This is a genomic window from Cellulomonas sp. McL0606 (assembly GCF_058248365.1).
In genome coordinates this window covers 3757067-3780691 of the sequence record NZ_CM177779.1, presented here as the reverse complement: position 1 = coordinate 3780691, position 23625 = coordinate 3757067, and the positions used below count along the sequence as shown (strand labels likewise).

Here is a 23625-nt window from a genome sequence, read left to right as displayed (position 1 = left end):
GGCTAGACGTCGACGATGAGCACCTCGACGCCCGCGGCGACGATGCGCGCGAGCTCGTCCGGATCGGCGGTCGTGTCCGTGACGAGGACGTGCACCTGCGAGAGGTCGGCCATCTTGGCGAGAGTGACACGTCCGACCTTGGACCCGTCGGCGACCACGACGACGCGCTGCGCGTGGCTGACCATCGCGTTGTTGGTGCGCGCCTCGGTCTCGTCGTGGGTGGTCGCGCCGCCGGCCGCGCTGATCCCGTCGGTGCCGAGGATGGCGGTGCCCACGTTGATCGCGTTGAAGGTGTTCTCGGCGATGACGCCGACCGCCTCGAACGAGTTCGACCGCACGACGCCGCCGGTCATGATCACCTTGAGGTTCGGGCGTGAGGCGATCTCCATCGCCGTGGTGAGCGCGTTGGTGACGATGGCGAGGTCGGGCCGGGTGGCGAGCACCTTGGCGACCTCGGCGGTCGTCGTGCCGCCGCTGATCGCGACGCTGTAGGGGCCGGTCGGGATGGCTCGGCGGCCCGTCGGGCGATCCGCTGCTTCGCCACGCGGAACTGCGAGTCGCGCAGGCGGACGGGCACCTCGGCGCGTGACGTGCTCGCAAAGGCCCGCGCCCCGCCGTGCGTGCGCACCAGGAGCCTCTGCTCCTCGAGGTCGGCCAGGTCACGCCGGATCGTGGCGGGCGAGACCCCGAGCGCACCGGTGAGGTCCTTGAGAGTCACGGAGTCGCCCGACTCGAGCATGGCGAGCACGGCCAGCATCCGGTCCGACCGCTTGCGCGACGTCGCTCGAGGCGCGTCCTGGGGGTGGGGCATGCCGGGCGTCCTCCGGGTTCGCTCAGTCAGAATGATCACTTCGAGTGATCGCCTGACGGATTCTTGCACGGATCGCTCAGCCCGACGATCATCCAGGCATGGCCAAGATCGCGTTCGTGGGCGCCGGGAGCGTCGTGTTCACTCGTCAGCTGGTGGCGGACCTCCTTCGGTTCGGCAACCTCGAGCTCGACCTCGCACTGCACGACATCGACGCGGAACGGCTCGCCGTCGCCGAGGGCACGGCGCACCGGCTGGTGCAACAGCTCGGGCACCCAGCGACCATCACGGCCACGCTCGACCGCCGGGCGGCCCTCGACGGCGCGGCCTTCGTCATCAACATGGTGCAGGTGGGCGGGATCGACGCGACGATCACCGACCTGACGATCCCCGCGCGGTACGGCCTGCGGCAGACCATCGGCGACACGACCGGGGTGGGCGGGGTGTTCCGCGCGCTGCGCACGTTCCCCGTGCTCACCGGCATCCTCGAGGACATGCGCGCGGTCTGCCCGGACGCGCTGCTGCTCAACTACACGAACCCGATGGCCATGAACGTGTGGTGGGCGTCCGTCGTCGCGCCGGACATCCGCACGTTCGGGCTGTGCCACTCCGTCTACTGGACGGCGCACGACCTGGCCGAGCTGCTGGGCCTGGACGTCGAGGAGACCCGGTTCCGCGCGTTCGGCGTGAACCACCAGGCCTGGCTGACGGAGTGGACGCACGACGGCGAGGACCTCTACCCACGACTGCGCGCGAAGATCGAGCAGGAACCCGAGCTCGAGCGCCGGGTGCGCGTCGAGATGTTCCGCCGCATCGGGTACTACCCGACCGAGACCAGCGAGCACTCGTCGGAGTATCTGTCGTGGTTCCTGCGGTCCGACGAGCAGGTCGAGAGGTTCCGCATCGAGCCCCTGCAGTACATCGGGATCAGCCGCGAGAACGTGGCGGAGTTCGAGCAGGCCAAGACGCTGCTCGCCGCCGGGTCGCCGCTGCCGCTCGAGGGCGGCGCGTCCGAGTACGCGCCGCAGATCATCCACTCGATCCTGACCGGCACGCCGCGGGAGATCCACGTCAACGTGCCCAACCACGGGTTGATCGACAACCTGCCCGCCGGCTCGGCCGTCGAGGTCCCCGCGCTGGTGGACGCGGCCGGCGTGACGCCGTTCGCGATGGGTGCGCTGCCGGTGCAGTGCGCCGCCCTCAACCGCACCTACCTGTCGGTCGCGGAGCTGACCGTCGAGGCGGTGCGGACGGGCGACCCGCGCCTGGTGCGCCAGGCGGTGCTCGTCGACGGCAACGCGAGCTCGTCGCTGACCCCGACCCAGATCTGGGACCTGTGCGACGAGCTGTCGCGGCCCACGGGGACCTGATCCCGGAACCGCTGCGGGCACTGTGACTGCGGCACGCACCCGGGACCTCGTCGACGACGCCGTCCGTCGACGGACGGCCGTGCTCTGCTTCAACGTCATCACGCTCGAGCACGCCGAGGGCATCGTCGCCGGCCTCGAGCGCGCGGGCTCGCCGGGCCTGCTCCAGGTCAGCGAGAACGCGGTCCGGTACCGGGAGGGTCGCGCGGGGCCCCTGCTCGCGGCGTGCCACGAGCTGGCGGTCTCGGCGTCGGTGCCCGTCGGGCTGCACCTCGACCACCTGCAGGACGCGCGGCTGCTGTCCGAGGGCGTCGCGTCGGCGTCGCAGTACGGCGTCACGTCCCTGATGGTCGACGCCGCACACCTGGACTACGCGCAGAACGTCGCGACGACGGCCGCCGTGACTCGCTCCGCGCACGCGGTCGACCTCTGGGTCGAGGCGGAAGCCTCGGCGAGGTGGGCGGCAAGGACGGCGCCCACGCGCCCGGCGCGCGGACCGACCCCGACGAGGCCGCCGCGTTCGTCGCCGCCACCGGCGTCGACGGGCTCGCGGTCGCGATCGGCTCCTCGCACGCGATGACCAGCGCGACCGCCCGTCTCGACCTCGACCTGCTCGCGCGGTTGTGCGCCGCCGTGCCCGTGCCGCTCGTGCTGCACGGCTCGTCGGGCGTCCCACCCGAGGCGCTCCAGGACGCCGTCCGGACGGGCATCCGCAAGATCAACGTGGGCACCGCCCTCAACGCCGCGCTCACCGCACAGGTCCGGCTCGCGCTCGCCGCGGACGGCCGGCTCACCGACCCGCGCCGCTATCTCGCGCCTGCCCGGGAGGCAGTCGCGGCCGTGGTCGCGGCGAGCTGCGCGACGATCGACGCCGCCTGACCTCAGAGCCGCAGGATGCGGCGCGCGTTGCCGGCGTACAACGCCTCGAGTGCGGATGCCGACAGGTGCAGGCCCGAGACGGTCCACCGTCCCTGTGGAGGCACGTCCTCGCCGGGCGCGTACTCGAACGCCTCGTCCGCGGTCTCCAGGAACCGGACGTGCGTGAGGACGGCCTCGTCGGTGAGCGGGAAGGAGTCCGTGCCGAACAGCACGCGGTCGGGGAACTCCTCGACCAGTCGACGGGTCCGGCGCGGCTGCCGCCCGAGCTCGGCCATCCGCCCGGCGATGTCGATGTGCCAGTTCGGTGCGGCCTGCAGGAGGCGTTCGACGCGGTCGAGGTCCTCCGCGACGCACCCGGCGTGCGCGCCGATATAGGTGGTCTGCGGCGTCGCCAGCACGAGCGTCTCGAGGGCCGTGAGCAGGCGGTCGAACGTCGGGTGGACCGCCCGGTCACCGAACCACCAGTCGGGGTTGGCCTGCAGCTCGTCGATCCGCTCGTTGTCCGCATCGACCGGGTCGAAGAACGCGACAGGGTCGGCGACGTGGATGAGCACCGGGAGCCCGAGCTTCTCCGGCGAGCCCGAGGGTGCGCACCACCCGCTCGTCGTCGGGCAGCACCAGCGCGCCGGTGGCGTCGCGGACGGTCAGCCCGAGGTTCTTCCAGACCTTGACGCCGCGGGCGCCCCGCCGGGCTGAGTCGCGCAGCTGCCCGGCGAGCAGGGCCTCACCGTCAGGTTGTGCGAGCACGGTCCAGTCGAGCTGGCAGAACGTGACGAAACGCGTCGGGTGCGCGCGGTCGTAGCGGTCGAGGTTCGCCTCGAGCTCGTCGCCGCGCATCCCGTCGAGGTTGACCACCGTCGCCACGTTGCGTCGATCCATGAGGTCGAGCAGCGCGCCGACGTCGGGGGCGGTCCAGCCGGGCGGCGTGAGCCATCGGCCCAGGTGGTTGTGCACGTCGACCGACGGCACAGCGGTGCGGCTCACGTCCGTGACCTGTGCGGCGAGCCTGCCGCGCGGGTGCCAGTCCGCCACGCGAAGGTGGGCGGCTGCGGTCCAGTCGGGCATGCGGTGTCCTCTCGCGCTCAGTCAAAGTGAGCGTTTGCCGCAGTTTCATTGCGGATCGATCACTCAGGTACGCAGTATTGCGCACACGGCACCGGCGTCAACTCCGGAGCCGGAGACGAGAGGGCAACACCGTGAGCAGCAGCATCACCGCGCAAGAGATCGCGAGCCAGCCGGTCGTGTGGGCACGCGCCCTGCAGGAGGCGTCCGGGGCGATCTTCGGCCGGCCGGGAGAGAGCGTCCTGATCCTCGGCTGCGGCACGAGCGCCTTCGTCGCAGAGTCGCTGGCCGTCCTGCGCGAGCAGGCGGGACTCGGCCTGACGGACGCCGCCTATGCGTCCGAGTGGCGTCCGGGTCGCCGGTACGATCGGGTGCTCGTGATCAGCCGCTCCGGCACGACGAGCGAGGTGCTCGCGGCGCTCGAGCTGGTCGAGGCCGGCACCCGGACGGCGGCGATCGTCGGGGTCGCGGACAGCCCGGTCGCGCGGCGGGTGGACGAGGTCCTCCTGCTCGACTACGTCGACGAGGAGTCGGTGGTCCAGACGCGGTTCCCGACGACGACCTTGATGATCGCTCGCTCGATGTTCGGGGACGACGTCGTCCCTCTGGTCGCGGCGGCCCGACGCGCGCTCGAGGAGCCACTGCCCGTACCCGTCGACGGAATCGACCACGTCGTGTACCTCGGCACCGGCTGGACCTACGGCCTCGCACAGGAGGCAGCCCTCAAGGTCCGGGAGGCCGCGCAGGCGTGGTCGGAGTCCTACCCGGTGCTCGACTACCGCCACGGCCCGATCGCGGTGGCCCACCCGGGCTCGCTCGTCACGATCTTCGGCGCGGCCGACCCGTCGCTCGTCGCCGACATCGAGGCCACGGGTGCACAGGTGCTGACCAGCGACGAGGACCCGCTCGTCCAGCTCGTGCAGGCGCAGCGGTTCGCTGTGGCCCTGGCCGAGAGCCGAGGCCTCAACCCCGACACACCCCGCCACCTCACCCGCTCCGTCGTCCTGTCCTGAAACGCCGACCCGAGGAGATCGAGTTGTCCCCCCAGCGCTCGCCCCGTGCACGTCTCGCCGCCCTCGTTGCGGCCACTGCCGTCGTCTCCCTCGCCCTCGCGGCCTGCTCCGGCGGATCCCCGAAGGGCGCCGCGACGTTCGACCCCCAGGCCAAGACGACCATCACCTGGTGGACCGGCCAGGCCGACCAGGCCGAGACGATCCTCGAAGGCCTGGCCAAGGACTTCGAGAAGCTGCACCCGAACGTCACGGTGGACGTGTCCTCGGGCGCGCCCTCGACAGACGAGCTCCTGCAGAAGCTGTCCGCGGGCTTCGCGGGCGGCACCTACCCGGACGTCTCCTACGCGTACGGCTCCTGGGCGAGCGAGCTGCAGGGCTCGAAGCGCACGCTCGACATCACGGAGCAGGTGAAGGACCCGGACGTGAAGTGGGACGAGCTTCCCGGCGTCCGCTCAGCAGACGGCCCAGCCCGACGGGACGACGACGATCGGCTTCCCGGCCGTCGTCGACAACCTGACGCTGATCTACAACAAGACGGTGTTCGATGCCGCAGGCGTCGCCTATCCGACTGCTGACTGGACCTGGGACGACTTCCGCGCGGCGGCGAAGAAGCTGACCAACGCCGACACCAACACCTACGGCTACGGCTACTCGGTCTCGGGATCCGAGGAGACGACGTGGCAGTTCTGGCCGCACCTCTGGCAGAACGGCGGCGAGATCCTCTCGGCCGACCAGAAGACGGCGACCTTCGACTCGGACGCCGGCGTGAAGGCTCTGACCCTGCTGCGTGACATGGCCGTCGACGACAAGAGCGTGTACCTCGACCAGACTGACACCAAGGCCGCGCAGCTGTTCGCGAGCGACCGGATCGGCATGATCACGTCGGGTCCCTGGACGCTCTACGACCTGCAGACCGCCAAGACGAGCTACGGCGTCGTGCCCCTGCCAGGCACCGACGGCAACCACGAGAGCGTCTCCGGCCCGGACCTGTGGGTGCTGTTCGACCACAAGGACGCCAACCGCGCGCACTGGTCGTACGAGCTGACCAAGTGGCTGACGTCGGCGGAGCAGGACATCAAGTGGAACGTCGCGTACGGCAACCTGCCGCTGCGGCCCTCCGAAGCGCAGTCGCCCGAGTTCCTTGCGCAGGTCCAGGCGCTGCCGGGTCTCGACGTCATGGCCGCCAACATGGTCAACTCCAAGCACGCACGGCCGACGGTCAAGGGCTACGTCAAGCTTCTCGGAGGCCATCGGCTCCGCGATCTCCGAGGTGCTGCAGGGCCAGGGCGACCCGGCCGACGCGCTGAAGCAGGCCGCCGCCACCTCGACGCAGGCCCTCGGAGGGTGACGATGGCGAGCACGACGGCGGGGCGCCGCGGCGCGTTCCTCCCGCAGGCGCACGCGCGGCGCGCGGCGGTGACACCCGGTCGCCGGAAGGAGCGTCGTCGGGCCGGGCTGCAGGGATGGGGGTTCGTCGCCCCGGCGATGCTCATCGTGCTCGGCCTCTCGATCTTCCCCGCGGCCTGGGCGTTCTGGCTGTCGCTGCAGAAGCTGGGACGGCTTCTCGACGCCGACCTGGGTGGGCATCGGCAACTACCAGCAGATGGTCACGGACGCCGCCCTGCGGGACGCGGTCGGGCACACGATGCTCTACACGGCGCTGTTCGTGCCGGCGTCGGTGCTCATGGGCATGGGCCTGGCCATGCTGCTGAACCGCTCGCTGTTCCTCATCGGCTTCTACCGGACGGCGATCTTCCTGCCGTTCGTCGCCTCCGCCGCGGCGACCGGCATCCTGACGACGTACCTGTTCAACCCGCAGTTCGGGCTGGCCAACACGGTCCTGCGGGCCCTGCACCTGCCACAGCAGGGCTGGCTCGAGGACCCGTCGCAGGCCATGGTCGTCATCACCCTGATGTCGTTGTGGGGCCAGGCCGCGTTCACCACCGTCATCTACCTGGCAGCGCTGCAGGACATCCCGTCGGCTTCCTCGAGGCCGCCCGCATCGACGGCGCCAACCGGTGGCAGTCGTTCTGGCACGTGACGTTCCCGCAGCTGGCGCCCGTCACCGTGTTCGTCACCGTCTGGCAGGTCATCGAGGCCATCCAGCTGTTCGACCTCGTCTACACGACGACCCGCGGCGGACCACTCGACGCGACGCAGACGATCGTCTACTACCTCTGGCAGACGGCCTTCAAGGACCTCGAGTTCGGCTACGCGTCGGCGGTGGCGTACGGCCTGTTCGCGGTGACGCTGATCATCACCGGCGGCGTCGTGCTCTACTCCCGTCGCGCGAAGGTGGAGGCGTTCTGATGGCGGTCCAGATGCTCTCGCGCACCCCGGTGCCCGACACCCCCGACGACATCCCGCTCGCCCGGAGCCGCGCTCGTGGCCGTCGGCACTGGTGGTGGCACGTCCTGCTCCTCCCGATCGCGCTGCTCTTCGCGCTGCCGTTCGTGCAGATGTTCCTCACCGCGCTCACGCCCGCCTCGGAGATCAACAAGTTCCCGCCGAGGCTGATCCCGTCGTCGCTGACGCTCGACGGCTTCACCAAGCTGTTCGCCGAGTCGGACATCCTGCGCTGGCTGCTCAACACCGCGATCGTCTCCACCGTCGGCGTCGTGTCGCACCTGGTCCTGTGCTCGCTGGCGGGCTACGGGTTCGCGCGGCTGAAGTTCCCCGGTCGCACGTTTGGCTTCCTCGCCATCGTCGCGACGATCATGATCCCGACCCAGCTGCTCATGGTCCCGACGTACGTGATGTTCGCCAGGGTCGGCCTCATCGACACCCTCGGCGCCGCCATCGTCCCCTGGTTGGCGTCCGCGTTCGGCATCTTCCTCATGCGGCAGTTCTTCCTGTCGCTCCCCGCCGAGCTCGAGGAGGCGGCGGTGCTCGACGGCTGCAGCCGGCTCGCAGTGTTCTGGCGGATCGTGCTGCCGCTGGCCAAGCCCGCGATGGCGACGCTCGCCATCTTCACGCTGCTCGGCTCGTGGAACGACCTGGTCTGGCCTCTCATCGCGATCAACGACCCGGCCCACTTCACGCTCCAGCTCGGCATCACCAACTTCCAGGGCGATCGCCGCACGGACTGGTCCCTGCTCATGGCCGGCAATGTCGTGGCCACCCTGCCGCTCATCGTGTTCTTCCTCATCGCCCAGAAGCAGTTCATCGCGACCATGACGTTCTCGGGGCTCAAGGGATGAAGAGCCGTGCCGTCGTGCCCGCCGTGCTCGTCGCCGGGGACGCCAACGTCGACCTCGTGCTGCGCGGCGACGTGGTGCCTCGGTTCGGGCAGGCCGAGCAGCTGGTGTCGTCCGACGGCCTGGTCCTCGGCGGGAGTGCGTCGATCGTGGCGTGCGGCCTGGCCCGCCTCGGTGTGCCCACCTCGCTGGTCGCACGCGTCGGGGACGACGCCCTCGGGCAGTTCGAGCTCGACGCACTCCGTGCGGCGGGCGTCGGGACGTCGCAGGTCGAGGTCGACCCGTCGACGCCGACCGGGCTGTCGGTCATCCTGTCGGCCGCCGACGACCGCGCGATCCTGACGGTGCCGGGCACCATCCCGACGCTGCGGGCCTCCGCCGTCCGGACCGCGCTCGCCGCCACCGGTGCGCGTCACCTGCACGTCGCCTCGTACTTCCTCCAGCCGACGCTCGCTGCCGAGCTGCCGGTGCTCCTGGCGGAGGTCCGTGCTTCTGGGGTGACCGTCAGCCTGGACACCAACTGGGACCCGGCGGACGCCTGGGACGGCGTGCTCTCGCTGCTCCCGCTCGTCGACGTCCTGCTGCCCAACCTGTCCGAAGCTCCGTGCTCTCGGCGCGGTCGCGGGTGCGACCGGGTCCGATCTCGAGGTCGCGCATCGGCTGGCGTCGTTCGGCCCGCGCGTGGTCGTCAAGGCCGGCGCGGACGGCGGCTGGTCGGTGGGCGCCGGCTTCTCGGTTCAGGCGCCTGGGCTCCCGGTCGACGTCGTCGACACCACCGGCGCCGGCGACTCCTTCGACGCCGGCTACCTCGCGGCCGTCGCGCACGGCATCGACGACGAGGGGGAGCGGCTGCGCTGGGCCACGGTTGCGGGCTCGCTGTCGACCCTCGGAGCCGGTGGCACAGGTCGCCAGGCGACGCTCGACGATCTGCGATGATCACCGCCGCCGCCGTCAGCCCGTCGCTCGACGTCACCTACGAGGTGGACGAGCTCACCGGCATCCAGCGCCCGCTCGCGGTGCACCGGGTGGCGGGTGGCAAGGCGCTGAACGCCGCCCGCGCAGCGGCGCTGCTCGGGTCGTCGGTCGGGGCGGTGGCGGTGCTCGGCGGCGGGACGGGCTCGGTGGTCGCCTCGCTTGCGCGCGACGACGGAGTGGACCTGCGGGTCGTCGACGGCACCGAGCTGCACGCGGACGTGCGTCAGCGTGCACGCGCGGTCGACGGGTGCGCTGACCGAGATCTACGAGCACGCGACGCCGGTCACGCGAGCGGTCTACGACCGGTTCCTCGCCGTCCTCGGGGCCGACATCTCGGCCCGAGGCGGCTGGTGCCTGGTGAGCGGGGGCGTCCCGGAGTCCCTCGGACCGTCGCCCCTGCGCGAGCTCGTCGACGCCGTCTCCGGTGCGGGCGGGCGCGTCGCAGTCGACAGCCACGGCCCGGCGCTGCTCGCGCTCCTGGCGTCCGGGGGTGTCGACCTCCTGAAGGTGAACCGCTCGGAGGCCTGCGAGGTGCTCGCCGTGCCCGCCGACACTCCCCTCGCCGACCTCGTCGCCGCGCTGCACGCTCTGAGCCGAGGAGTCGTGGTCGTGACCGACGGGGTCGCCGGCCTGCGTGCCACCGACGGGTCGTCGACGTTCACCGCCGCCGTGCCCGACGTGGTCGGTCAGTTCCCCGTCGGCAGCGGCGACTCCGTGCTCGGCGCGCTCGTCCACGCCCTCGACCACGGCCGCGGTCTGGACGACGCGTTGCGCCTGGCGACCGCCGCTGGGTGCGCCAACGCCCTGGTGCCCGGCGCCGCGCGCTTCGATCCCGCGGTGGTCGCACGCCTCGCGGCGGAGGTCGTGCTGCTCGCCGCGTGACTGTGGTGGTGTGAGTGGTGTGCACCTCACCGGGCCGGCTCGTGGACGCGTCCTGGCGGGCGTAGAGCTGGGCTAGAATTGTCGACGACCCCTCGTGCGGCGTCATCTCGCTGAACTCCCCCAGGGCCGGAAGGCAGCAAGGGCAGGTGAGCTCTGACGGGTGTGCGGGGGGTCCTTTCATGCCCGACGCCGCGCGCCCGGGCCCGCCCTCGCGGACGAGAACGCACTTACCGACGTCCGTTCCCCGTTTCGCGTCGATAACTGCGTTCTCGATCGGCGCGCAGGGCCTCGCGGACCGTGCGGCCTACCAGCCCGCGCGTCGCCAGGTCGGTGCTCGTGAAGCGGAGCAGGTCGACATCGCCGCGAAGAAGCATCGCGTTCTGGCGTATCCGGTCGCGGTGCAGCGCGTCGGGCTGATCGTGGAACTCGCGGCCATCGACCTCGACGACGAGCCATCGGCCACCGACCAGGCGCCAGGCCAGATCACCCCGGCCGAGGAACGTCCCGTCGTGGGCGGTCACCACGAGCTGGAGCTCGTCGGGCGGTATCCCGGCGTCGATGCACTCGAGCCGAGCGAACGTCTCGAGCGGCGACTCTGCCCTGCCGTCGACGAGGGCCAGCCACTCGATCGCCTCGATGCAGTTGCGCCGACCCCGCAGCCGCGGCGCCAGCTGCTCGACCATCGAGAGACGACCCCGATGGACCAGGTCATCGAGGACGGCAACGGCGTGCAGCCGGCCAAGCTCGGGCAGGGCGGTGACCAGGGCGAAATGCAACGTCGCGATCTGCCGATCGCCGAACCTCTCGGACTCGACAGTGCTGAGCTGCCGGACGCGGATGCCATCACGCCCGAGGCCGGAGCGCCCCGACGGCAGTGCGACCTCGGGCTGAATGTCGAGCGGAAGGCCGTTCGCGCCGTGCAGCGCGAGCGCGCACGATCCGACCGCTATCGCGTCCGGTCCGTAGGCGAGCATGCCGAGCCACGCGGCGCGTCGCCGTCGATGTTCGGAGGCACGTCGGCGGTCGCGCGAGGGGTCGACGTCGTAGACCCCGCGCGTGACGCGAGCCCAACGACCGGCGCGTACGAGCCGCCGCCGCATGCCAACCGTCACGCCGATCGCGTCGCACTGGTGCGACGCGAGGAGGTCCTCCTGCCGAAACGCGAGCGAGCGAAGCGAGACGGGAACATTCACGGACCGATCGTGATCACCGGACCGGCGCGCGGGTCACCCCATGGCGCACGCTGTGCGCGACGGTGGGCTGTGGTCGCGTCGCCAGCGCGCCGAGCCGACGTGGCGGCCGACGCGGAACGCCAGACCGACGTCGAGAACACAGTGATGAACGCCCCGACCGTCAGCGGCGTCGATAACTGTGTTCTCGACGCCCGGTCCGGCGGCGGCGCATGCGACACGCGGCCACCCGTCGGCTGCGGCTCAGGCGTAGGGCCAGGCGGGTGAAGGTCTGGCTGGCGCCCGCCTCGCGCTTCAGGCCGCGGACCAGGTGGTCGAGGGCCGACGGGTCGGCGACCACCGCGTGGAGCAGGTAGTCGTACGAGCCCGTCACGTGGACCGCGTCGAGCACCTGCGGGAAGCCGCGAGCGATCGCCGCCGAGAACTGTTCGTTCGTCGTCCCGTCCGCCAGGCGCACCTCGACGAACACCTCCAGGCCCGCCGGCAGGGACGTCGCCGCGCCCTTGAGGATGGTGAAGCCGCGGATGGTCCCGGTGTCGACGAGGCGCCGGACGCGGTTCGCGGCGGCGTTCGGCGACAGGCCGACGCGCTCGCCCAGGTCGCTGTACGGAATCCGCGCGTCCGCGGTCAGCTCGCGAAGGATTGCCTCGTCGATCGGATCCATCCGGCGATTGTCGCAGTTTGGCGACGATATCCGCACTACCGGTGTGACGTCCTCGGCCTCTGGGACGGACGCTGGGCCCGTGCACCCCTTCCTTCTCGGCGCGCTCGCTGGGTTCGCCGTCGCGATGCCCGTCGGCCCGGTCGGCGTGCTGCTGATGCGCAGCGCCCTGGTCGACGGGGTGCGGGTCGCCGTCGCTGCGGCGTTCGGGATCGCGACGGTCGACCTGCTCTACGGGATCGGCGCCGTGGCGGTCGGTGCGCCCGTCAGCCGGCTGGTCACGGCGCACGAGGGACCGATCCGCATCCTGAGCGCCGCGGTGCTCGTGTCGGTCGGCGTGGTCGGCCTGCTGCGTCGACCCGCGAAGGCTCCGTTCGCAATCGAGCAGCCCCCGGCGTCGTCGCACGGCACCTACCTGAGGTTCGTGGGTCTGACGCTGGTCAACCCGCTCACCGCCATCACGTTCGCCACCGTCGCGATCGGCATGGCCGCCGACGTGCGCGGGTCGTCGGTCGCGTTCGTCGTCGGCGTCGGGCTGGCGTCCTTGGCCTGGCAGCTGGTCCTGGCGCTGACCGGTGGGCTGCTCGGACTTCGCCTGTCGCAGGCAGCACGGCGCTGGGTCTCGACGGTCGGGTCGGCGATCGTGGTGCTGGTGGGCGTGTCCGTCCTCATCTGACAGGGGGATCGGCGTCCGCCTGTGGTCGCACGGCCGGTCTCCCACACCGCGACCCTGGCCCGACGCCGTCCCGCCCAGGAGCGGCGACGGTGGACGCATGAGCATCGAACCTCGCCTGGCCGCACGCGGCCTGGTCAAGTCCTTCGGCAGCACGACCGCGCTGGCGGGCGTCGACGTCGACCTCGCGGACGGGGAGTCGCTGGCGGTGATGGGTCCGTCGGGCTCCGGCAAGTCGACGCTGCTGCACTGCCTCGCGGGCATCCTCGTCCCGGACCGCGGATCGGTGTCGCTGCGTGGTCGCGACGTCGGCGCGCTGAGCGACCGCGAACGTTCGCTGCTGCGTCGCCAGCACTACGGCTTCGTCTTCCAGTTCGGCCAGCTGCTGTCCGAGCTGCCCGCGGTGGAGAACGTCGCGCTGCCGGCGATGCTGCTGGGCGCGAGCCGCAAGGACGCCACCGCGCAGGCAACCCGGTGGCTCGGTTCGCTCGGGCTCGCCGGGATGGAGGGCCGGCGCCCGGGCGAGCTGTCGGGCGGTCAGGCGCAGCGGGTCGCCGTGGCGCGCGCACTGATCACGGGGCCCGCGGTGGTCTTCGCCGACGAGCCGACCGGCGCTCTCGACCAGTCGACCGGCCACGACGTCATGCGCGTGCTGGTCGAGACGACGAGGGTGGCGGGGGCGTCGCTCGTCGTCGTGACCCATGACGCGCAGGTCGCCGACTGGTGCGACCGGCGGATCGAGGTGCGCGACGGCGTCGTCGTGGGCAGCGCGGTCCGTCGATGAACCCCGTCGTCGCCCTCGCGCCCCGGTTCCAGCGCGCCGGCGGCCGCGACTCGCGCGTGACCACGTCGCTGGCCGTCACGGCGTTCGCCGTCACCACCGGTCTGACGCTGTCGGTGGTGGGTGGCCTGCTCGGGTTCGTCGCGCGTGCCCACGAGCCCCTGGCGCCCGGCCAGAACGACGTCCGTTCCCTGTACGAGATCCTCGCGTGGGTCGCGGTCGTCCTGCTGGTGGTCCCGCTGCTGACCCTCGGCGGCAGCGCCGCGCGCCTCGGGGTCGCCCGCCGCGACGCCCGGCTGGCCACGTTGCGGCTGCTCGGTGTGACGTCGCGCGAGGTGGTCGTGCTGACCCTCGTCGAGACCGCCTGGCAGGGGCTCGTCGGGGCCGTCCTGGGCATCCTGCTCTACGTCGCGCTCCTGCCGCTCGTCGCACTGCTGCCGTTCCAGGGCACCACGTTCAGCGTCGGGGGAGCTCTGGGTCGGCTGGCAGGGGTTGCTGGTCGCGCTGGTCGCCGTGCCGCTGCTCGCCGGGCTGTCCGGGGCGTTCTCGCTGCGGCGCGTGGCCATCTCGCCCCTGGGCGTCGCTCGTCGGACGTCGCCGAAGGGCATGGGGTTCGTCCGGCTGGTCGTCGCGCTGGTGGGCATCGGGCTGTTCATGACGGTCAGCGTGGTCGGCGGCGCGCTCGGGCCCGCCGCGATCGGCGCCCTGGTGGGTGCCATGGCGATCGGCTTCGCCATGCTCAACGTCGTCGGGCCGTGGGTGCTGGGCCTTGTCGGCAAGGCGCAGCCCCGGCGTGCGACGACGCCGGCGCGGCTCCTGGCTGCCCGGCGTCTGCTCGACGACCCGCGGGCCGCGTGGCGGGTGGTCGGCGGGCTGGGGCTGGCCGGGTTCGTCGCCGGCGCGCTCGCGGTGGTCCCGTCGATCACGTCCGTGGACGCGTCGCAGGACCCGCAGGGCGCCATGCTGCAGGACGACCTGGTCACCGGCGCGCTCGTCACGCTGGTCGTGGCCTTCCTGCTGGCGGCCGTCTCGGCGGGCATCGCGCAGGCGGCCGCGGTGCTCGACCGGCGTCGCGAGATCGCGCTGCAGAACCTGGCCGGCATGCCCGTCGAGCTGCTGGACTCGGTGCGTCGGCGGTCCGTGCTCGTACCGCTGCTGTTCGTCGCGGTCGGCTCGGCGGTGACGGCGCTCGTCATGTTCCTGCCGCTGCTGGGCACCGCGGCTGTCAGCGACCCGACCGGCATCCTCCTGCTGCTCGCCTTCCTGGCCGTCGGGTGCGCGCTGGTGTTCGTCGCGACGGAGACGTCGCGCCCGCTGCTGCGCTCGGTGCTGACCGACACGGTGGTCCGCGCGGACTAGCGCCGCGTCGACGTGACGACCTCGGTGACGGACGGATGCTCATGGGACACGGCCTTCGCCACTTCGTCCCAGGAGCGGCTGGGTGCGCACGCACCCGCCTCCTACCCGAGCGCCGCGCGACACTCGTCGACCGCCTCGACGGCCCACTCGACCTGCTGCTCGGTGCCCCAGCGGACGGCCGCACGCAGGGCCGCCTCGAGCTCGGGCAGGGCCGCGGCCGCGTCTCCCGCCCGCAGCCGCGACCAGCCCAGGTTGTGGTGCAGACCGACGTGCCAGCGCAGCGTCCGTTCGTCCGTCACGCCGGCCAGGACCGCGAGCGCCTGGGCGGTCCACCCGGGTGCGCGCTCGCCGTCCGAGATCGCGAGCATGTGCAGGGCGTCGACGACGAGGAACGGGTCGACCGTCGCGGAGACCGCCTGCTCGAAGTACGGGATCGCCTCCTGCGGGCGCCCGGAGCTGTTGCGCACACGCCCGCGCTCCAGCGCGACCCGTGCAGCGACGGTCGGTGGGACGGGCTCGACCGTGTCCAGCAGCGCGTCTGCCTCGTCGTACTGCTCCTGCAGGCCGAGGCTGCGGGCGACCTGGGTCAAGCTCGGCGCGGTCGTCGCCGGTGGTGGCGCCAGCGGCCGCTCGGAGCCGGGCCTCGCTGGCGGCCGGGTCGGCGAAGTCCCAGAGGTCGTCGAGCATGCGCTGGTCGACAGTCACGAACGGATCGTAGGTGTCGGTGCGGGCGTCTAGGGTTCGTGGCGTGAGCACAGCCCTGTACCGGCGGTACCGGCCCGAGAACTTCGCCGAGGTGATCGGGCAGGACCACGTCACCGCACCCCTGCGGCAGGCGCTGCGCAGCGGCCAGGTGAACCACGCGTACCTGTTCTCCGGCCCGCGCGGCTGCGGCAAGACGACGTCCGCGCGCATCCTCGCCCGCATCCTCAACTGCGCGCAGAACACCGAGGAGCACCCCACCGACACCCCGTGCGACGTGTGCGAGTCGTGCGTGGAGCTGGCGCGCGGCGGGCCGGGCAGCCTCGATGTGGTGGAGATCGACGCGGCCAGCCACGGCGGCGTGGACGACGCCCGCGAGCTGCGGGAGCGCGCCACGTTCGCCCCCGCGCGCGACCGGTACAAGGTGTTCATCCTCGACGAGGCCCACATGGTGTCCAACCAGGGCTTCAACGCGCTGCTCAAGATCGTCGAGGAGCCGCCGCCGCACATCAAGTTCATCTTCGCGACGACGGAGCCCGACAAGGTCATCGGCACCATCCGCTCGCGCACGCACCACTACCCCTTCCGCCTCGTGCCGCCGGACGTCCTGGTCCCGTACCTGCAGCAGCTCTGCGACTCCGAGGGCGTGCAGGTGGCGTCCGGCGTGCTCCCGCTCGTCGTGCGCGCGGGCGGCGGATCCGTGCGCGACACCTTGTCCGTGCTCGACCAGCTGATCGCCGGGTCCGGCGGGGCCGAGCTCGCCTACGAGGGCGCCGCGGACCTGCTCGGGTACACGCAGGCCTCGCTGCTCGACGACGTCGTCGAGGCCGTCGCCGCTCGCGACGGTGCGTCCGCGTTCCGGGTGGTCGACCGCGTCATCTCGACCGGCCACGAGCCGCGCCGGTTCGTCGAGGACGTGCTCGAACGCTTCCGCGACCTCATCGTCATCGCCGCGTCCGGCGACGCGGCCGAGGCCGCCCTGCGCGACGTGCCGTCCGACCAGCTGACCCGCATGCGCCTGCAGGCCGGGCACCTCGGGGCCTCGGAGCTGTCGCGGTCGGCGGACCTGGCCAACGCCGCGCTCACCGAGATGACGGGCGCGACCTCCCCGCGCCTGCACCTCGAGCTCCTCATGGCCCGGCTGCTCCTGCCGGCTGCCGAGGACACGCGCTCGTCGGTCGGCGCACGGCTCGACCGCCTCGAGCGCGGGCTGCCGGCCGACGGGGTCCGTGTGCCGGTCGCGACGACGCAAGCGCCGCGCCCCGGCGAGCCCGCGCCGTTCACGCGCCCCATCCCGCCCGCGCCGGTAGCGCAGGCGGCCGACCCACTGCCCGTCGCGGCAGCACCCGCAACACCAATGGCCGCCGCGTCAGTGCCCGCCGTGCCGGCGGTCGTCGAACCCGACCCGGTCGCGGTGGACGTCGAGCCCGAACCGGTCGCGATCGAGTCCGACCCTGCCGTCGGGCCCGTCGGCACGCCTGAGCCCGAACGGTCCACACCCAGCACCGACACCGACGCGGCGCCGGCCCTCGCGGTCGCGGAACCCCCGCCCGTCGCTCCGCCTGTCGTCGCAGCGGCTGCCCACGGCACCGGTCAGGAGACCGAGGTCATCCGTCGGCGCTGGCCCGAGGTGCTCGAGACGGTCAAGGGCCTGCGTCGCGTGACGTGGGCGCTGATCGACCCGCGCAACGCGCAGGTGGCCGACCTCGACGCGACGACCCTGCGGATCGCGTTCGACAACCCCGCGCTCGCGACGACGTTCCGGAACGGCGCGCACGCGGAGGTGGTCGCGCGGGCCGTGCGCGAGACGCTCGGATTCGACGTCCGCGTCGAGGGGATCCTGACGGAGCAGGCGAACGCGCCCGCGGCCGACGCCGCCCCGACCCGTCCGGTCAACGACCGCGAGAACCCGCGCGCGGTGACCCCGGCCGAGGCGGCCGCCTCCTGGGACGACGAACCACCTGCTCCTGAGCCGCCGCACGACGACCCGGGCGAGCCGCCGTACGTGCCGGACGACCTCGATGCCAGCGGCCCGCCGCCCGCCGCGCAGGGCACCGCCCGCGAACGAGGCACGGCCGCGGCCCGCGAGTCGGCGGCGCGCATCGTGCCGGGCGTACCCGACGAGCCGTCGCCGGACGACCCGGAGATCAGCGGCTCGTCGCTGATCGGCGCGCCCCTGGTCGCGCAGATGCTGGGCGGCACGGTCATCGACGAGCAGCTGGACGACGGCTCGGCCTGACCTTGTAGTTCACGAGCGGACCGGACGGCCTGTGCCTGCGAAGGCGCGCAGGGCGTCCGCGCGCCCGACGGGTCGGATGCCCTGACCCCGTAGGCTGGCGGACGTGTACGAGGGTGCGGTCCAGGATCTGATCGACGACTCGGGCGGTTGCCCGGCGTCGGTCCCAAGAGCGCCCAGCGCATCGCGTTCCACCTGCTCGCGGCCGACCCCGCGGACGTGCGTCGGCTCGCCGACGCGCTCACGGAGGTCAAGCTGCGCGTCGTGTTCTGCGAGATCTGCGGCAACGTCGCGCAGGAGCCGCAGTGCCGCATCTGCCGCGACCCGCGCCGGTCGCTGGCCACGATCTGCGTCGTCGAGGAGCCCAAGGACGTCGTCGCCATCGAGCGGACCCGCGAGTTCCGCGGCCGGTACCACGTGCTCGGTGGGGCCATCAACCCGATCGCCGGCGTCGGCCCGGACGACCTGCGGATCCAGTCGCTGCTGAGCAGGCTGGCCGACGGGACGGTCACCGAGGTGATCCTCGCCACCGACCCGAATGTCGAGGGCGAGGCGACAGCCACCTACCTCGCGCGCATGCTGGTACCGATGGGTCTGACGGTCAGTCGGCTCGCGTCCGGCCTGCCGGTCGGCGGCGACCTGGAGTACGCCGACGAGGTCACGCTCGGACGAGCGTTCGAGGGCCGCCGGCGGATCAGCGCCTAGAGGGGGACGAGGGACGATGACACCGCACCACACGACGACCGTCGACGCGGACCTGCGGGACATCGCGCTCGCCGTCGCGGACGAGTCCCGCCGGTATCTGAGCACCGTCACCGAGGTCGCCGCCGGCTCGGCCCCGGACGCGGCGCTGCCGCTGCTCCTGCTGGCCGTGAGCGACATCCTCGCGGCCGGCGCACGCCTGGGCGCGACGACGGACGTGGTGCCGCTCGAGCGGTTCGAGCCGGACCTCGGCCCGGACCCGGACGTCGACCCGCTGCGCGCCAACCTGGCCAACGTGTTCGAGGGGATCGACGAGTACGCCGAGGTCATCGACCCCCTGCTGGGCGTCGACATCGAGCGGTCGAGCATCTCCGGCGACCTCGTCGGCATCGCCGGAGCACTGGCCCAGGGCCTGCGGCACTACGAGAGCGGCCACGTGCTCGAAGCCCTGTGGTGGTGGCAGTTCAGCTACCTGTCCGACTGGGGCGAGCGTGCGTCCAGCGTCCTGCGCACGTTGCAGGCGATCCTCGCCCACCTCCGCCTCGACGTGGAGGACGACGTCGCCGCCGAGGCGGAGTACGACGCCCTCCAGCCCTAGGCGGGTCACCCGGGTCCCGCGCGCGCCCTAGGCCACCCGCGTCCCGCGCGGCAGCTTCCTCTGCGGGATCCGCAGGCGCCGGACGGCGATGGTGAATCCCGCGGCGCCGAGCAGCACATTGGCGCCCAGGCCCCAGTACCAGAACGGCGTCGTGGAGATGTTGTCCTGCACGTCGGCGGGCGGCTGACCGACCAGCCAGCACTCGTCGATCGGCGAGGCCGGCCCCGCGCGCAGGGTGCGCACGCCCTGGCGGATGGCCGAGAGCGGGTCGCGGATCTCGGCGGTCCGGGTGGGGGCCGCCTCGGCGCCGTCGGCCAGGATGACGAACGGGTTGATGCCCAGCAGCCACCACGTGCGCTCGGTGTGGTCCACGGACCGCGTCTGGGTGACGTAGGTGCAGCTGTCGTCGCCCGGTGAGCTCTGGGCGTTCGTGTAGACCGTCACGGACTCCTCGTGCGAGATCGACGGATAGGTCGTCGCGAACAGGATCGGCGTGAGCAGCGTCAGACCCGCGACGGTCAGGAACGTGAGCACCGTCGATCCCGCGGCGCGCGCGCCGAGCGCGGAGTAGCCCAGGCCGATCCCGCAGACGGCCGCGAGCAGGACCGCGATGATCAGGACGACCCGGACCAGCGACATCACGGGGGTGCCGCCCATCGCGAGCGCGAGGACCAGGAACGGCAGGCTCGCGACGAGGAACGCGCACGCGGCCAGCCAGGCCGCGAGGAAGCTTGCCCGTGGCGATCTCCGACGGGCTCAGGAGGGTGACCTGCAGCGTCGCCAGCGTTCCGGCGCTGCGGTCACCATTGATCGCGGTCGACGCGAGCGTGGGAGTGACGAGCAGGCCGAGCCCGAGCACCAGGAACGACACGACGGCGAACAAGAGCGGTCCGTTGGACGAGGCGCCCTGGTCGGCGATGGCCGTGAGCGCCCCCGACGCGAGCAGCGTGATGCCGCCGACCACGACGAACCACACGACCAGCGCGACGATCCAGCGCGTGGACCGCACCCGCTGCCGCAGCTCCAGGACCGCGACGGTGCGGACGCCGTGCCACGTGAACCGCCGCGTCGTGGGCGGCGCGTCCAGGGTGTCGAGCGTCATCGCCGCTCCTCCTCGAGAGCCAGGTAGGCGTGCTCGAGCGCACCGCCGACAGGATGCAGCGAGACGATCGGGACGCCGGCGCCGACCGCGTCGGCCACGAGCCGGGCCGCGCCCTCGTCGTCGTCGATCTCCAGCAGCACCGAACCCGGGTGGTCCCCGGGACGCCAGTCGGCGCCGACGGAGGTCAGCCACGCGGGGAGCGCGTCCGTGAGGCCACGCACGTGCCACGTCCGTCGCGACGGTCGGTCCGAGGACGGGACGACCGTCCGGCCGCGGGACAGGAAGACGGCGTCGTCGGCCATCTCCTCCAGCTCCGAGAGCACGTGACTGGAGACGAGCACCGTCGCACCCTCGTCGGCGAGCCGTCGCAGGAGCACGCGCAGGTCCACGCGTGAGCGCGGGTCGAGACCGCTGGCGGGCTCGTCCAGCAGCAGGACGTCGGGGGAGTGCACGAGGGCGCGGGCCAGGCCGAGGCGTTGCTTCTGGCCGCGGGACAGCACGCTGGCGGGTCGGTCGGCGAACTCGGTCAGGTGCACCGTCGCGAGCAGCTCGGCGGCCCGGGCGTCAGCGGCGGGGCGGGAGAGCCGATACGCCGCCCCGAACGTGGTGAGCACCTCGCGGGCGGTCAGCGAGTCCCAGGTGCCGAACGCGTCGGGCATCCACCCGGTCCGGGCCCGGGCCGCCGAGACGTCGTCGAGGCCGGCGATCTGCACCTCGCCGGCGTCCGGGACGAGCAGCCCGGCCAGGATCAGGAGCAGGGTCGTCTTGCCGGAGCCGTTCGGTCCCACCAGCGCGGTGACGGCGCCGGCCCGGGCGGTCAGGTCCACACCGTCGAGGGCCTGCACGCGACCGAACGCGCGGCGCAGGCCGCTGACACGGATGCCTGCGGTGACTTCGTCGTCCATGGCGAAACCGTAGGGCGCGACCGCCCGCCGGCGCGGACAAACCTGTGCAGAGTCTGTGTCGATCCGCCATCTGAAACCGCGTTTCCAGCACGTGAACACCGCCGTACACTCGCCCGGTCCTGTTCCGAGCCCGCGAAAGCTCCCCGTGGCCCTGATCGTGCAGAAGTACGGCGGTTCCTCCGTCGCCGACGCCGCCAGCATCAAGCGCGTGGCCAAGCGGGTGACCGAGGCCAAGCGTGCCGGGCACGACGTCGTCGTGGTGGTCAGCGCGATGGGCGACACGACGGACGAGCTCATCGACCTGGCGCGCCAGGTGACCCCGCTGCCGCCGCAGCGCGAGATGGACATCCTGCTGACGGCCGGCGAGCGGATCTCGATGTCGCTGCTGGCCATGGCGATCCACAACCTGGGTGTCGACGCCAAGTCGTTCACCGGCCAGCAGGCGGGCGTGCTCACCGACGAGGCCTACGGCAAGGCCCGGATCATCGACGTCACGCCCAGCCGTATCCGGCAGACGATCGCCCAGGGGTCCGTCGCCATCGTCGCCGGGTTCCAGGGCGTGAACCCGTCGACCAACGATGTCACCACCCTCGGCCGCGGCGGCTCGGACACGACGGCGGTCGCGCTCGCGGCGGCCCTGAAGGCGGACGTCTGCGAGATCTACAGCGACGTCGACGGCGTGTTCACCGCCGACCCGCGCATCGTGCCGAGCGCGCGCAAGCTCGACCGCATCGGCTACGACGAGATGCTCGAGATGGCCGCCAGCGGCGCGAAGGTGCTGGTCCTGCGCTGCGTCGAGTACGCGCGTCGCTACTCGGTACCGATCCACGTCCGTTCGTCGTTCAGCACTCATACGGGCACGCTGGTGACCGATGAACCCGCCCCCGAAGGAGATGTTGTGGAGCAGCCGATCATCGCGGGCGTCGCGCACGACCGCAGCGAGGCCAAGATCACCGTGGTCGGCGTCCCCGACGTGCCCGGCAAAGCCGCGCGGATCTTCGAGGTCGTCGCGGGCGCGGGCGTGAACATCGACATGATCGTGCAGAACGTGTCGGCGGCCTCGACCGGCCTGACGGACATCTCCTTCACGCTGCCGGCGACGGACGGGGCGGCCGGGACGGCGGCCCTGACCGAGCACCAGCCCGATATCGGCTTTGCTTCGCTGCAGTACGACGACACGATCGGCAAGCTTCTCGCTCATCGGCGCGGGCATGCGGTCGCACCCCGGCGTCTCGGCACGGTTCTTCGCCGCGCTGTCGGATGCGGGCATCAACATCGAGATGATCTCGACGTCGGAGATCCGGATCTCCGTGGTCACCCGCGCCGACTCGCTGGACGAGGCGGTTCGCGCGGTGCACACGGCGTTCGATCTGGACTCCGCGTCGGACGAGGCCGTCGTGTACGGCGGGACGGGACGATAGGCATCATGGGACTCAACATCGCGGTGGTCGGCGCGACCGGTCAGGTCGGCGGCGTCATGCGCCAGCTGCTCGAGGAGCGCGACTTCCCTGTCGACTCCATCCGCTACTTCGCCTCGTCCCGTTCGGCGGGCACGACGCTGCCCTGGAAGGGCGCCGACGTCGTCGTCGAGGACGTCGAGACCGAGGACCTGTCCGGGATCGACATCGCGCTGTTCTCCGCCGGCGGTGCGGCCTCGAAGATCCACGCCCCGCGGTTCGCCGCGGCCGGCGCGCTGGTCATCGACAACTCCTCCGCGTGGCGTCGCGACCCCGAGGTCCCGCTCATCGTCTCTGAGGTGAACCCGGGCGCTCTGCAGCATGCCGTCAAGGGCATCATCGCCAACCCGAACTGCACCACGATGGCCGCGATGCCGGTGCTCAAGGTCCTGCACGACGAGGCCGGCCTGACCCGCCTGATCGTCTCGACCTACCAGGCCGTCTCCGGCTCGGGCCTCGCGGGTGCCGACGCCTCGACGGCCAGATCCGCGCCGCGGTCACCCAGGACACCCTGGCCCTGGTGCACGACGGGTCGGCCGTCACGCTGCCGGACCCGGTCAAGTACGTCGCGCCGATCGCGTTCGACGTCATCCCGCTGGCCGGGTCGCTGGTCGACGACGGTTCGTTCGAGACCGACGAGGAGCAGAAGCTGCGGCACGAGTCGCGCAAGATCCTCGACATCCCGGCGCTGCTGGTCTCTGGCACCTGCGTCCGCGTCCCGGTGTTCACGGGGCACTCGCTGTCGATCAACGCGGAGTTCGCCTCCCCGCTGTCCGTCGCGCGCGCCACCGAGCTGCTGTCCGACGCCCCCGGTGTCGAGGTGGTCGGCGTCCCCACCCCGCTGCACGCCGCCGGCAAGGACCCGTCCTTCGTCGGCCGCCTGCGCCAGGACGAGGGTGTGCCGGACGGCCGCGGCCTCGCACTCTTCGTCAGCAACGACAACCTCCGCAAGGGCGCCGCCCTCAACGCGGTCCAGATCGCCGAGCTCGTCGCCGCCCAGCGGCTGACGACGGTCTGACACCGTCCCTCGAACGTCCGCGTCGGTGAGAGCCGACGCGGACGTTTTCGTGCGTGGG

At 72.1% G+C, this 23625-nt stretch carries 22 protein-coding genes, 1 other RNA gene and 7 pseudogenes; 22 read left to right on the top strand and 8 right to left on the bottom strand.

The features are described 5' to 3' along the window. Positions 1-2: 2 nt before the first annotated feature. Positions 3-443 carry a DeoR/GlpR family DNA-binding transcription regulator gene (locus AC38ZX_RS19325; RefSeq protein WP_491295539.1) on the bottom strand — a complete coding sequence of 147 codons (441 nt, stop codon included), beginning with the start codon at positions 441-443 and terminating at the stop codon, positions 3-5. Beyond that, positions 356-739, bottom strand: a complete 384-nt coding sequence (locus AC38ZX_RS19320) for a DeoR family transcriptional regulator (RefSeq protein ID WP_491297491.1) — start codon at positions 737-739, stop codon at positions 356-358. Before AC38ZX_RS19320 ends, AC38ZX_RS19325 begins: the two co-directional genes overlap by 88 nt. Positions 740-909: 170 nt before the next feature. Here AC38ZX_RS19320 and AC38ZX_RS19315 point away from each other — a divergent pair, with 170 nt between their 5' ends. The 3 genes and pseudogenes from AC38ZX_RS19315 (at position 910) to AC38ZX_RS19305 (ending at position 3054) form a co-directional block, all read left to right on the top strand. Further along, on the top strand, positions 910-2178 hold the full coding sequence (locus AC38ZX_RS19315; RefSeq protein WP_491295538.1) for an alpha-glucosidase/alpha-galactosidase: 1269 nt from the start codon (positions 910-912) through the stop codon (positions 2176-2178). A 22-nt stretch (positions 2179-2200) separates the two neighbouring features. After that, positions 2201-2563 (top strand): annotated as a pseudogene (locus tag AC38ZX_RS19310) (class II fructose-bisphosphate aldolase); the annotation flags it as partial. Positions 2564-2631: 68 nt separating this feature from the next. Beyond that, the gene (locus AC38ZX_RS19305; protein WP_491295537.1) at positions 2632-3054 is read left to right on the top strand and encodes a class II fructose-bisphosphate aldolase; all 423 of its coding nucleotides are present in this window, start codon (positions 2632-2634) and stop codon (positions 3052-3054) included. A gap of 2 nt (positions 3055-3056) precedes the next feature. On the opposite strand, the gene AC38ZX_RS19300 is transcribed toward AC38ZX_RS19305, so the two are convergent. Both AC38ZX_RS19300 and AC38ZX_RS19295 read right to left on the bottom strand, forming a co-directional pair. Then, complete coding sequence (locus AC38ZX_RS19300; protein WP_491295535.1) at positions 3057-3608, bottom strand: amidohydrolase family protein; 552 nt, start codon at positions 3606-3608, stop codon at positions 3057-3059. Continuing rightward, positions 3505-4119 carry an amidohydrolase family protein gene (locus AC38ZX_RS19295; RefSeq protein ID WP_491295534.1) on the bottom strand — a complete coding sequence of 205 codons (615 nt, stop codon included), beginning with the start codon at positions 4117-4119 and terminating at the stop codon, positions 3505-3507. Before AC38ZX_RS19295 ends, AC38ZX_RS19300 begins: the two co-directional genes overlap by 104 nt. Positions 4120-4250: 131 nt before the next feature. Here AC38ZX_RS19295 and AC38ZX_RS19290 point away from each other — a divergent pair, with 131 nt between their 5' ends. The 10 genes and pseudogenes from AC38ZX_RS19290 (at position 4251) to AC38ZX_RS19245 (ending at position 11640) form a co-directional block, all read left to right on the top strand. Continuing rightward, complete coding sequence (locus AC38ZX_RS19290) at positions 4251-5129, top strand: SIS domain-containing protein (RefSeq protein ID WP_491295533.1); 879 nt, start codon at positions 4251-4253, stop codon at positions 5127-5129. Positions 5130-5152: 23 nt separating this feature from the next. Beyond that, positions 5153-5704 (top strand): ABC transporter substrate-binding protein, encoded by a 552-nt coding sequence (locus AC38ZX_RS19285; protein WP_491295532.1) that lies wholly within the window; start codon positions 5153-5155, stop codon positions 5702-5704. After that, positions 5616-7439 (top strand): extracellular solute-binding protein, encoded by a 1824-nt coding sequence (locus AC38ZX_RS19280; RefSeq protein WP_491297490.1) that lies wholly within the window; start codon positions 5616-5618, stop codon positions 7437-7439. The genes AC38ZX_RS19285 and AC38ZX_RS19280 overlap by 89 nt, the downstream gene beginning before the upstream one ends. Continuing rightward, positions 7439-8329: a carbohydrate ABC transporter permease gene (locus AC38ZX_RS19275; protein WP_491295531.1), complete on the top strand. Its 891-nt coding sequence runs from the start codon at positions 7439-7441 to the stop codon at positions 8327-8329. Before AC38ZX_RS19280 ends, AC38ZX_RS19275 begins: the two co-directional genes overlap by 1 nt. Continuing rightward, positions 8326-8868, top strand: a pseudogene (locus tag AC38ZX_RS19270) (carbohydrate kinase family protein); the annotation flags it as partial. The gene AC38ZX_RS19275 and the pseudogene AC38ZX_RS19270, both read left to right, overlap by 4 nt. 118 nt (positions 8869-8986) lie before the next feature. Continuing rightward, entirely contained in the window at positions 8987-9262 is a 276-nt protein-coding gene (locus AC38ZX_RS19265; protein ID WP_491297489.1) for a carbohydrate kinase family protein, read from the top strand. Further along, positions 9259-9435, top strand: a pseudogene (locus tag AC38ZX_RS19260) (PfkB family carbohydrate kinase); the annotation flags it as partial. The gene AC38ZX_RS19265 and the pseudogene AC38ZX_RS19260, both read left to right, overlap by 4 nt. Before the next feature lie 94 nt (positions 9436-9529). Then, the gene (locus AC38ZX_RS19255; RefSeq protein WP_491295530.1) at positions 9530-10183 is read left to right on the top strand and encodes a PfkB family carbohydrate kinase; all 654 of its coding nucleotides are present in this window, start codon (positions 9530-9532) and stop codon (positions 10181-10183) included. Between the two features lie 83 nt (positions 10184-10266). Further along, positions 10267-10363: signal recognition particle sRNA small type (ffs, locus tag AC38ZX_RS19250), an RNA gene on the top strand. Then, positions 10363-11640, top strand: a complete 1278-nt coding sequence (locus tag AC38ZX_RS19245; protein ID WP_491295529.1) for a hypothetical protein — start codon at positions 10363-10365, stop codon at positions 11638-11640. The genes ffs and AC38ZX_RS19245 overlap by 1 nt, the downstream gene beginning before the upstream one ends. Here the strand turns inward: AC38ZX_RS19245 and AC38ZX_RS19240 are convergent. Continuing rightward, entirely contained in the window at positions 11537-12037 is a 501-nt protein-coding gene (locus AC38ZX_RS19240; protein WP_491295528.1) for an Lrp/AsnC family transcriptional regulator, read from the bottom strand. The two genes, AC38ZX_RS19245 and AC38ZX_RS19240, sit on opposite strands and share 104 nt — an antisense overlap. A 79-nt stretch (positions 12038-12116) precedes the next feature. Here AC38ZX_RS19240 and AC38ZX_RS19235 point away from each other — a divergent pair, with 79 nt between their 5' ends. The 4 genes and pseudogenes from AC38ZX_RS19235 (at position 12117) to AC38ZX_RS19220 (ending at position 14847) form a co-directional block, all read left to right on the top strand. Continuing rightward, complete coding sequence (locus tag AC38ZX_RS19235; RefSeq protein ID WP_491295527.1) at positions 12117-12710, top strand: LysE family transporter; 594 nt, start codon at positions 12117-12119, stop codon at positions 12708-12710. A 97-nt stretch (positions 12711-12807) separates the two neighbouring features. Then, positions 12808-13491, top strand: a complete 684-nt coding sequence (locus AC38ZX_RS19230; RefSeq protein WP_426593380.1) for an ABC transporter ATP-binding protein — start codon at positions 12808-12810, stop codon at positions 13489-13491. Further along, positions 13488-13874 (top strand): annotated as a pseudogene (locus AC38ZX_RS19225) (FtsX-like permease family protein); the annotation flags it as partial. The gene AC38ZX_RS19230 and the pseudogene AC38ZX_RS19225, both read left to right, overlap by 4 nt. A gap of 106 nt (positions 13875-13980) precedes the next feature. Next, a complete protein-coding gene (locus AC38ZX_RS19220) occupies positions 13981-14847 on the top strand; it encodes a hypothetical protein (RefSeq protein ID WP_491295526.1) in 867 nt (288 codons plus the stop codon). A 101-nt stretch (positions 14848-14948) separates the two neighbouring features. Here the strand turns inward: AC38ZX_RS19220 and AC38ZX_RS19215 are convergent, their stop codons facing one another. Further along, positions 14949-15437 (bottom strand): tetratricopeptide repeat protein, encoded by a 489-nt coding sequence (locus tag AC38ZX_RS19215; RefSeq protein WP_491295525.1) that lies wholly within the window; start codon positions 15435-15437, stop codon positions 14949-14951. 158 nt (positions 15438-15595) lie between these two features. Between AC38ZX_RS19215 and AC38ZX_RS19210 the strand changes: the two genes are divergently transcribed. The 3 genes and pseudogenes from AC38ZX_RS19210 to AC38ZX_RS19200 all read left to right on the top strand — a co-directional run bounded on the left by AC38ZX_RS19210 (position 15596) and on the right by AC38ZX_RS19200 (position 19085). After that, a complete protein-coding gene (locus AC38ZX_RS19210) occupies positions 15596-17788 on the top strand; it encodes a DNA polymerase III subunit gamma and tau (protein ID WP_491295524.1) in 2193 nt (730 codons plus the stop codon). 103 nt (positions 17789-17891) lie between these two features. Continuing rightward, positions 17892-18490 (top strand): annotated as a pseudogene (recR, locus tag AC38ZX_RS19205) (recombination mediator RecR). A 16-nt stretch (positions 18491-18506) separates the two neighbouring features. Then, a complete protein-coding gene (locus AC38ZX_RS19200) occupies positions 18507-19085 on the top strand; it encodes a DUF5063 domain-containing protein (protein WP_426593375.1) in 579 nt (192 codons plus the stop codon). 27 nt (positions 19086-19112) lie between these two features. Here the strand turns inward: AC38ZX_RS19200 and AC38ZX_RS19195 are convergent, their stop codons facing one another. Together AC38ZX_RS19195 and AC38ZX_RS19190 are read right to left on the bottom strand one after the other, a co-directional pair. Then, on the bottom strand, positions 19113-19742 hold the full coding sequence (locus AC38ZX_RS19195; protein WP_491295523.1) for a hypothetical protein: 630 nt from the start codon (positions 19740-19742) through the stop codon (positions 19113-19115). Between the two features lie 441 nt (positions 19743-20183). Further along, positions 20184-21092: an ABC transporter ATP-binding protein gene (locus tag AC38ZX_RS19190; protein ID WP_426593373.1), complete on the bottom strand. Its 909-nt coding sequence runs from the start codon at positions 21090-21092 to the stop codon at positions 20184-20186. A 145-nt stretch (positions 21093-21237) separates the two neighbouring features. Between AC38ZX_RS19190 and AC38ZX_RS19185 the strand changes: the two are divergent. Further along, a pseudogene (locus tag AC38ZX_RS19185) lies at positions 21238-22513 on the top strand (aspartate kinase). A 5-nt stretch (positions 22514-22518) separates the two neighbouring features. Beyond that, positions 22519-23567 (top strand): annotated as a pseudogene (locus tag AC38ZX_RS19180) (aspartate-semialdehyde dehydrogenase). Positions 23568-23625 lie beyond the last annotated feature (58 nt).

Excerpts from the sequence above, each read along its gene's own strand:
- AC38ZX_RS19320 (WP_491297491.1), bottom strand. The coding sequence starts at position 739 with ATGCTCGAGTCGGGCGACTCCGTGACTCTCAAGGACCTCACCGGTGCG.
- AC38ZX_RS19315 (WP_491295538.1), top strand. The coding sequence starts at position 910 with ATGGCCAAGATCGCGTTCGTGGGCGCCGGGAGCGTCGTGTTCACTCGT.
- AC38ZX_RS19295 (WP_491295534.1), bottom strand. The coding sequence starts at position 4,119 with ATGCCCGACTGGACCGCAGCCGCCCACCTTCGCGTGGCGGACTGGCAC.
- AC38ZX_RS19275 (WP_491295531.1), top strand. The coding sequence starts at position 7,439 with ATGGCGGTCCAGATGCTCTCGCGCACCCCGGTGCCCGACACCCCCGAC.
- AC38ZX_RS19245 (WP_491295529.1), top strand. The coding sequence starts at position 10,363 with ATGCCCGACGCCGCGCGCCCGGGCCCGCCCTCGCGGACGAGAACGCAC.
- AC38ZX_RS19240 (WP_491295528.1), bottom strand. The coding sequence starts at position 12,037 with ATGGATCCGATCGACGAGGCAATCCTTCGCGAGCTGACCGCGGACGCG.
- AC38ZX_RS19230 (WP_426593380.1), top strand. The coding sequence starts at position 12,808 with ATGAGCATCGAACCTCGCCTGGCCGCACGCGGCCTGGTCAAGTCCTTC.
- AC38ZX_RS19200 (WP_426593375.1), top strand. The coding sequence starts at position 18,507 with ATGACACCGCACCACACGACGACCGTCGACGCGGACCTGCGGGACATC.
- AC38ZX_RS19195 (WP_491295523.1), bottom strand. The coding sequence starts at position 19,742 with ATGGGCGGCACCCCCGTGATGTCGCTGGTCCGGGTCGTCCTGATCATC.
- AC38ZX_RS19190 (WP_426593373.1), bottom strand. The coding sequence starts at position 21,092 with ATGGACGACGAAGTCACCGCAGGCATCCGTGTCAGCGGCCTGCGCCGC.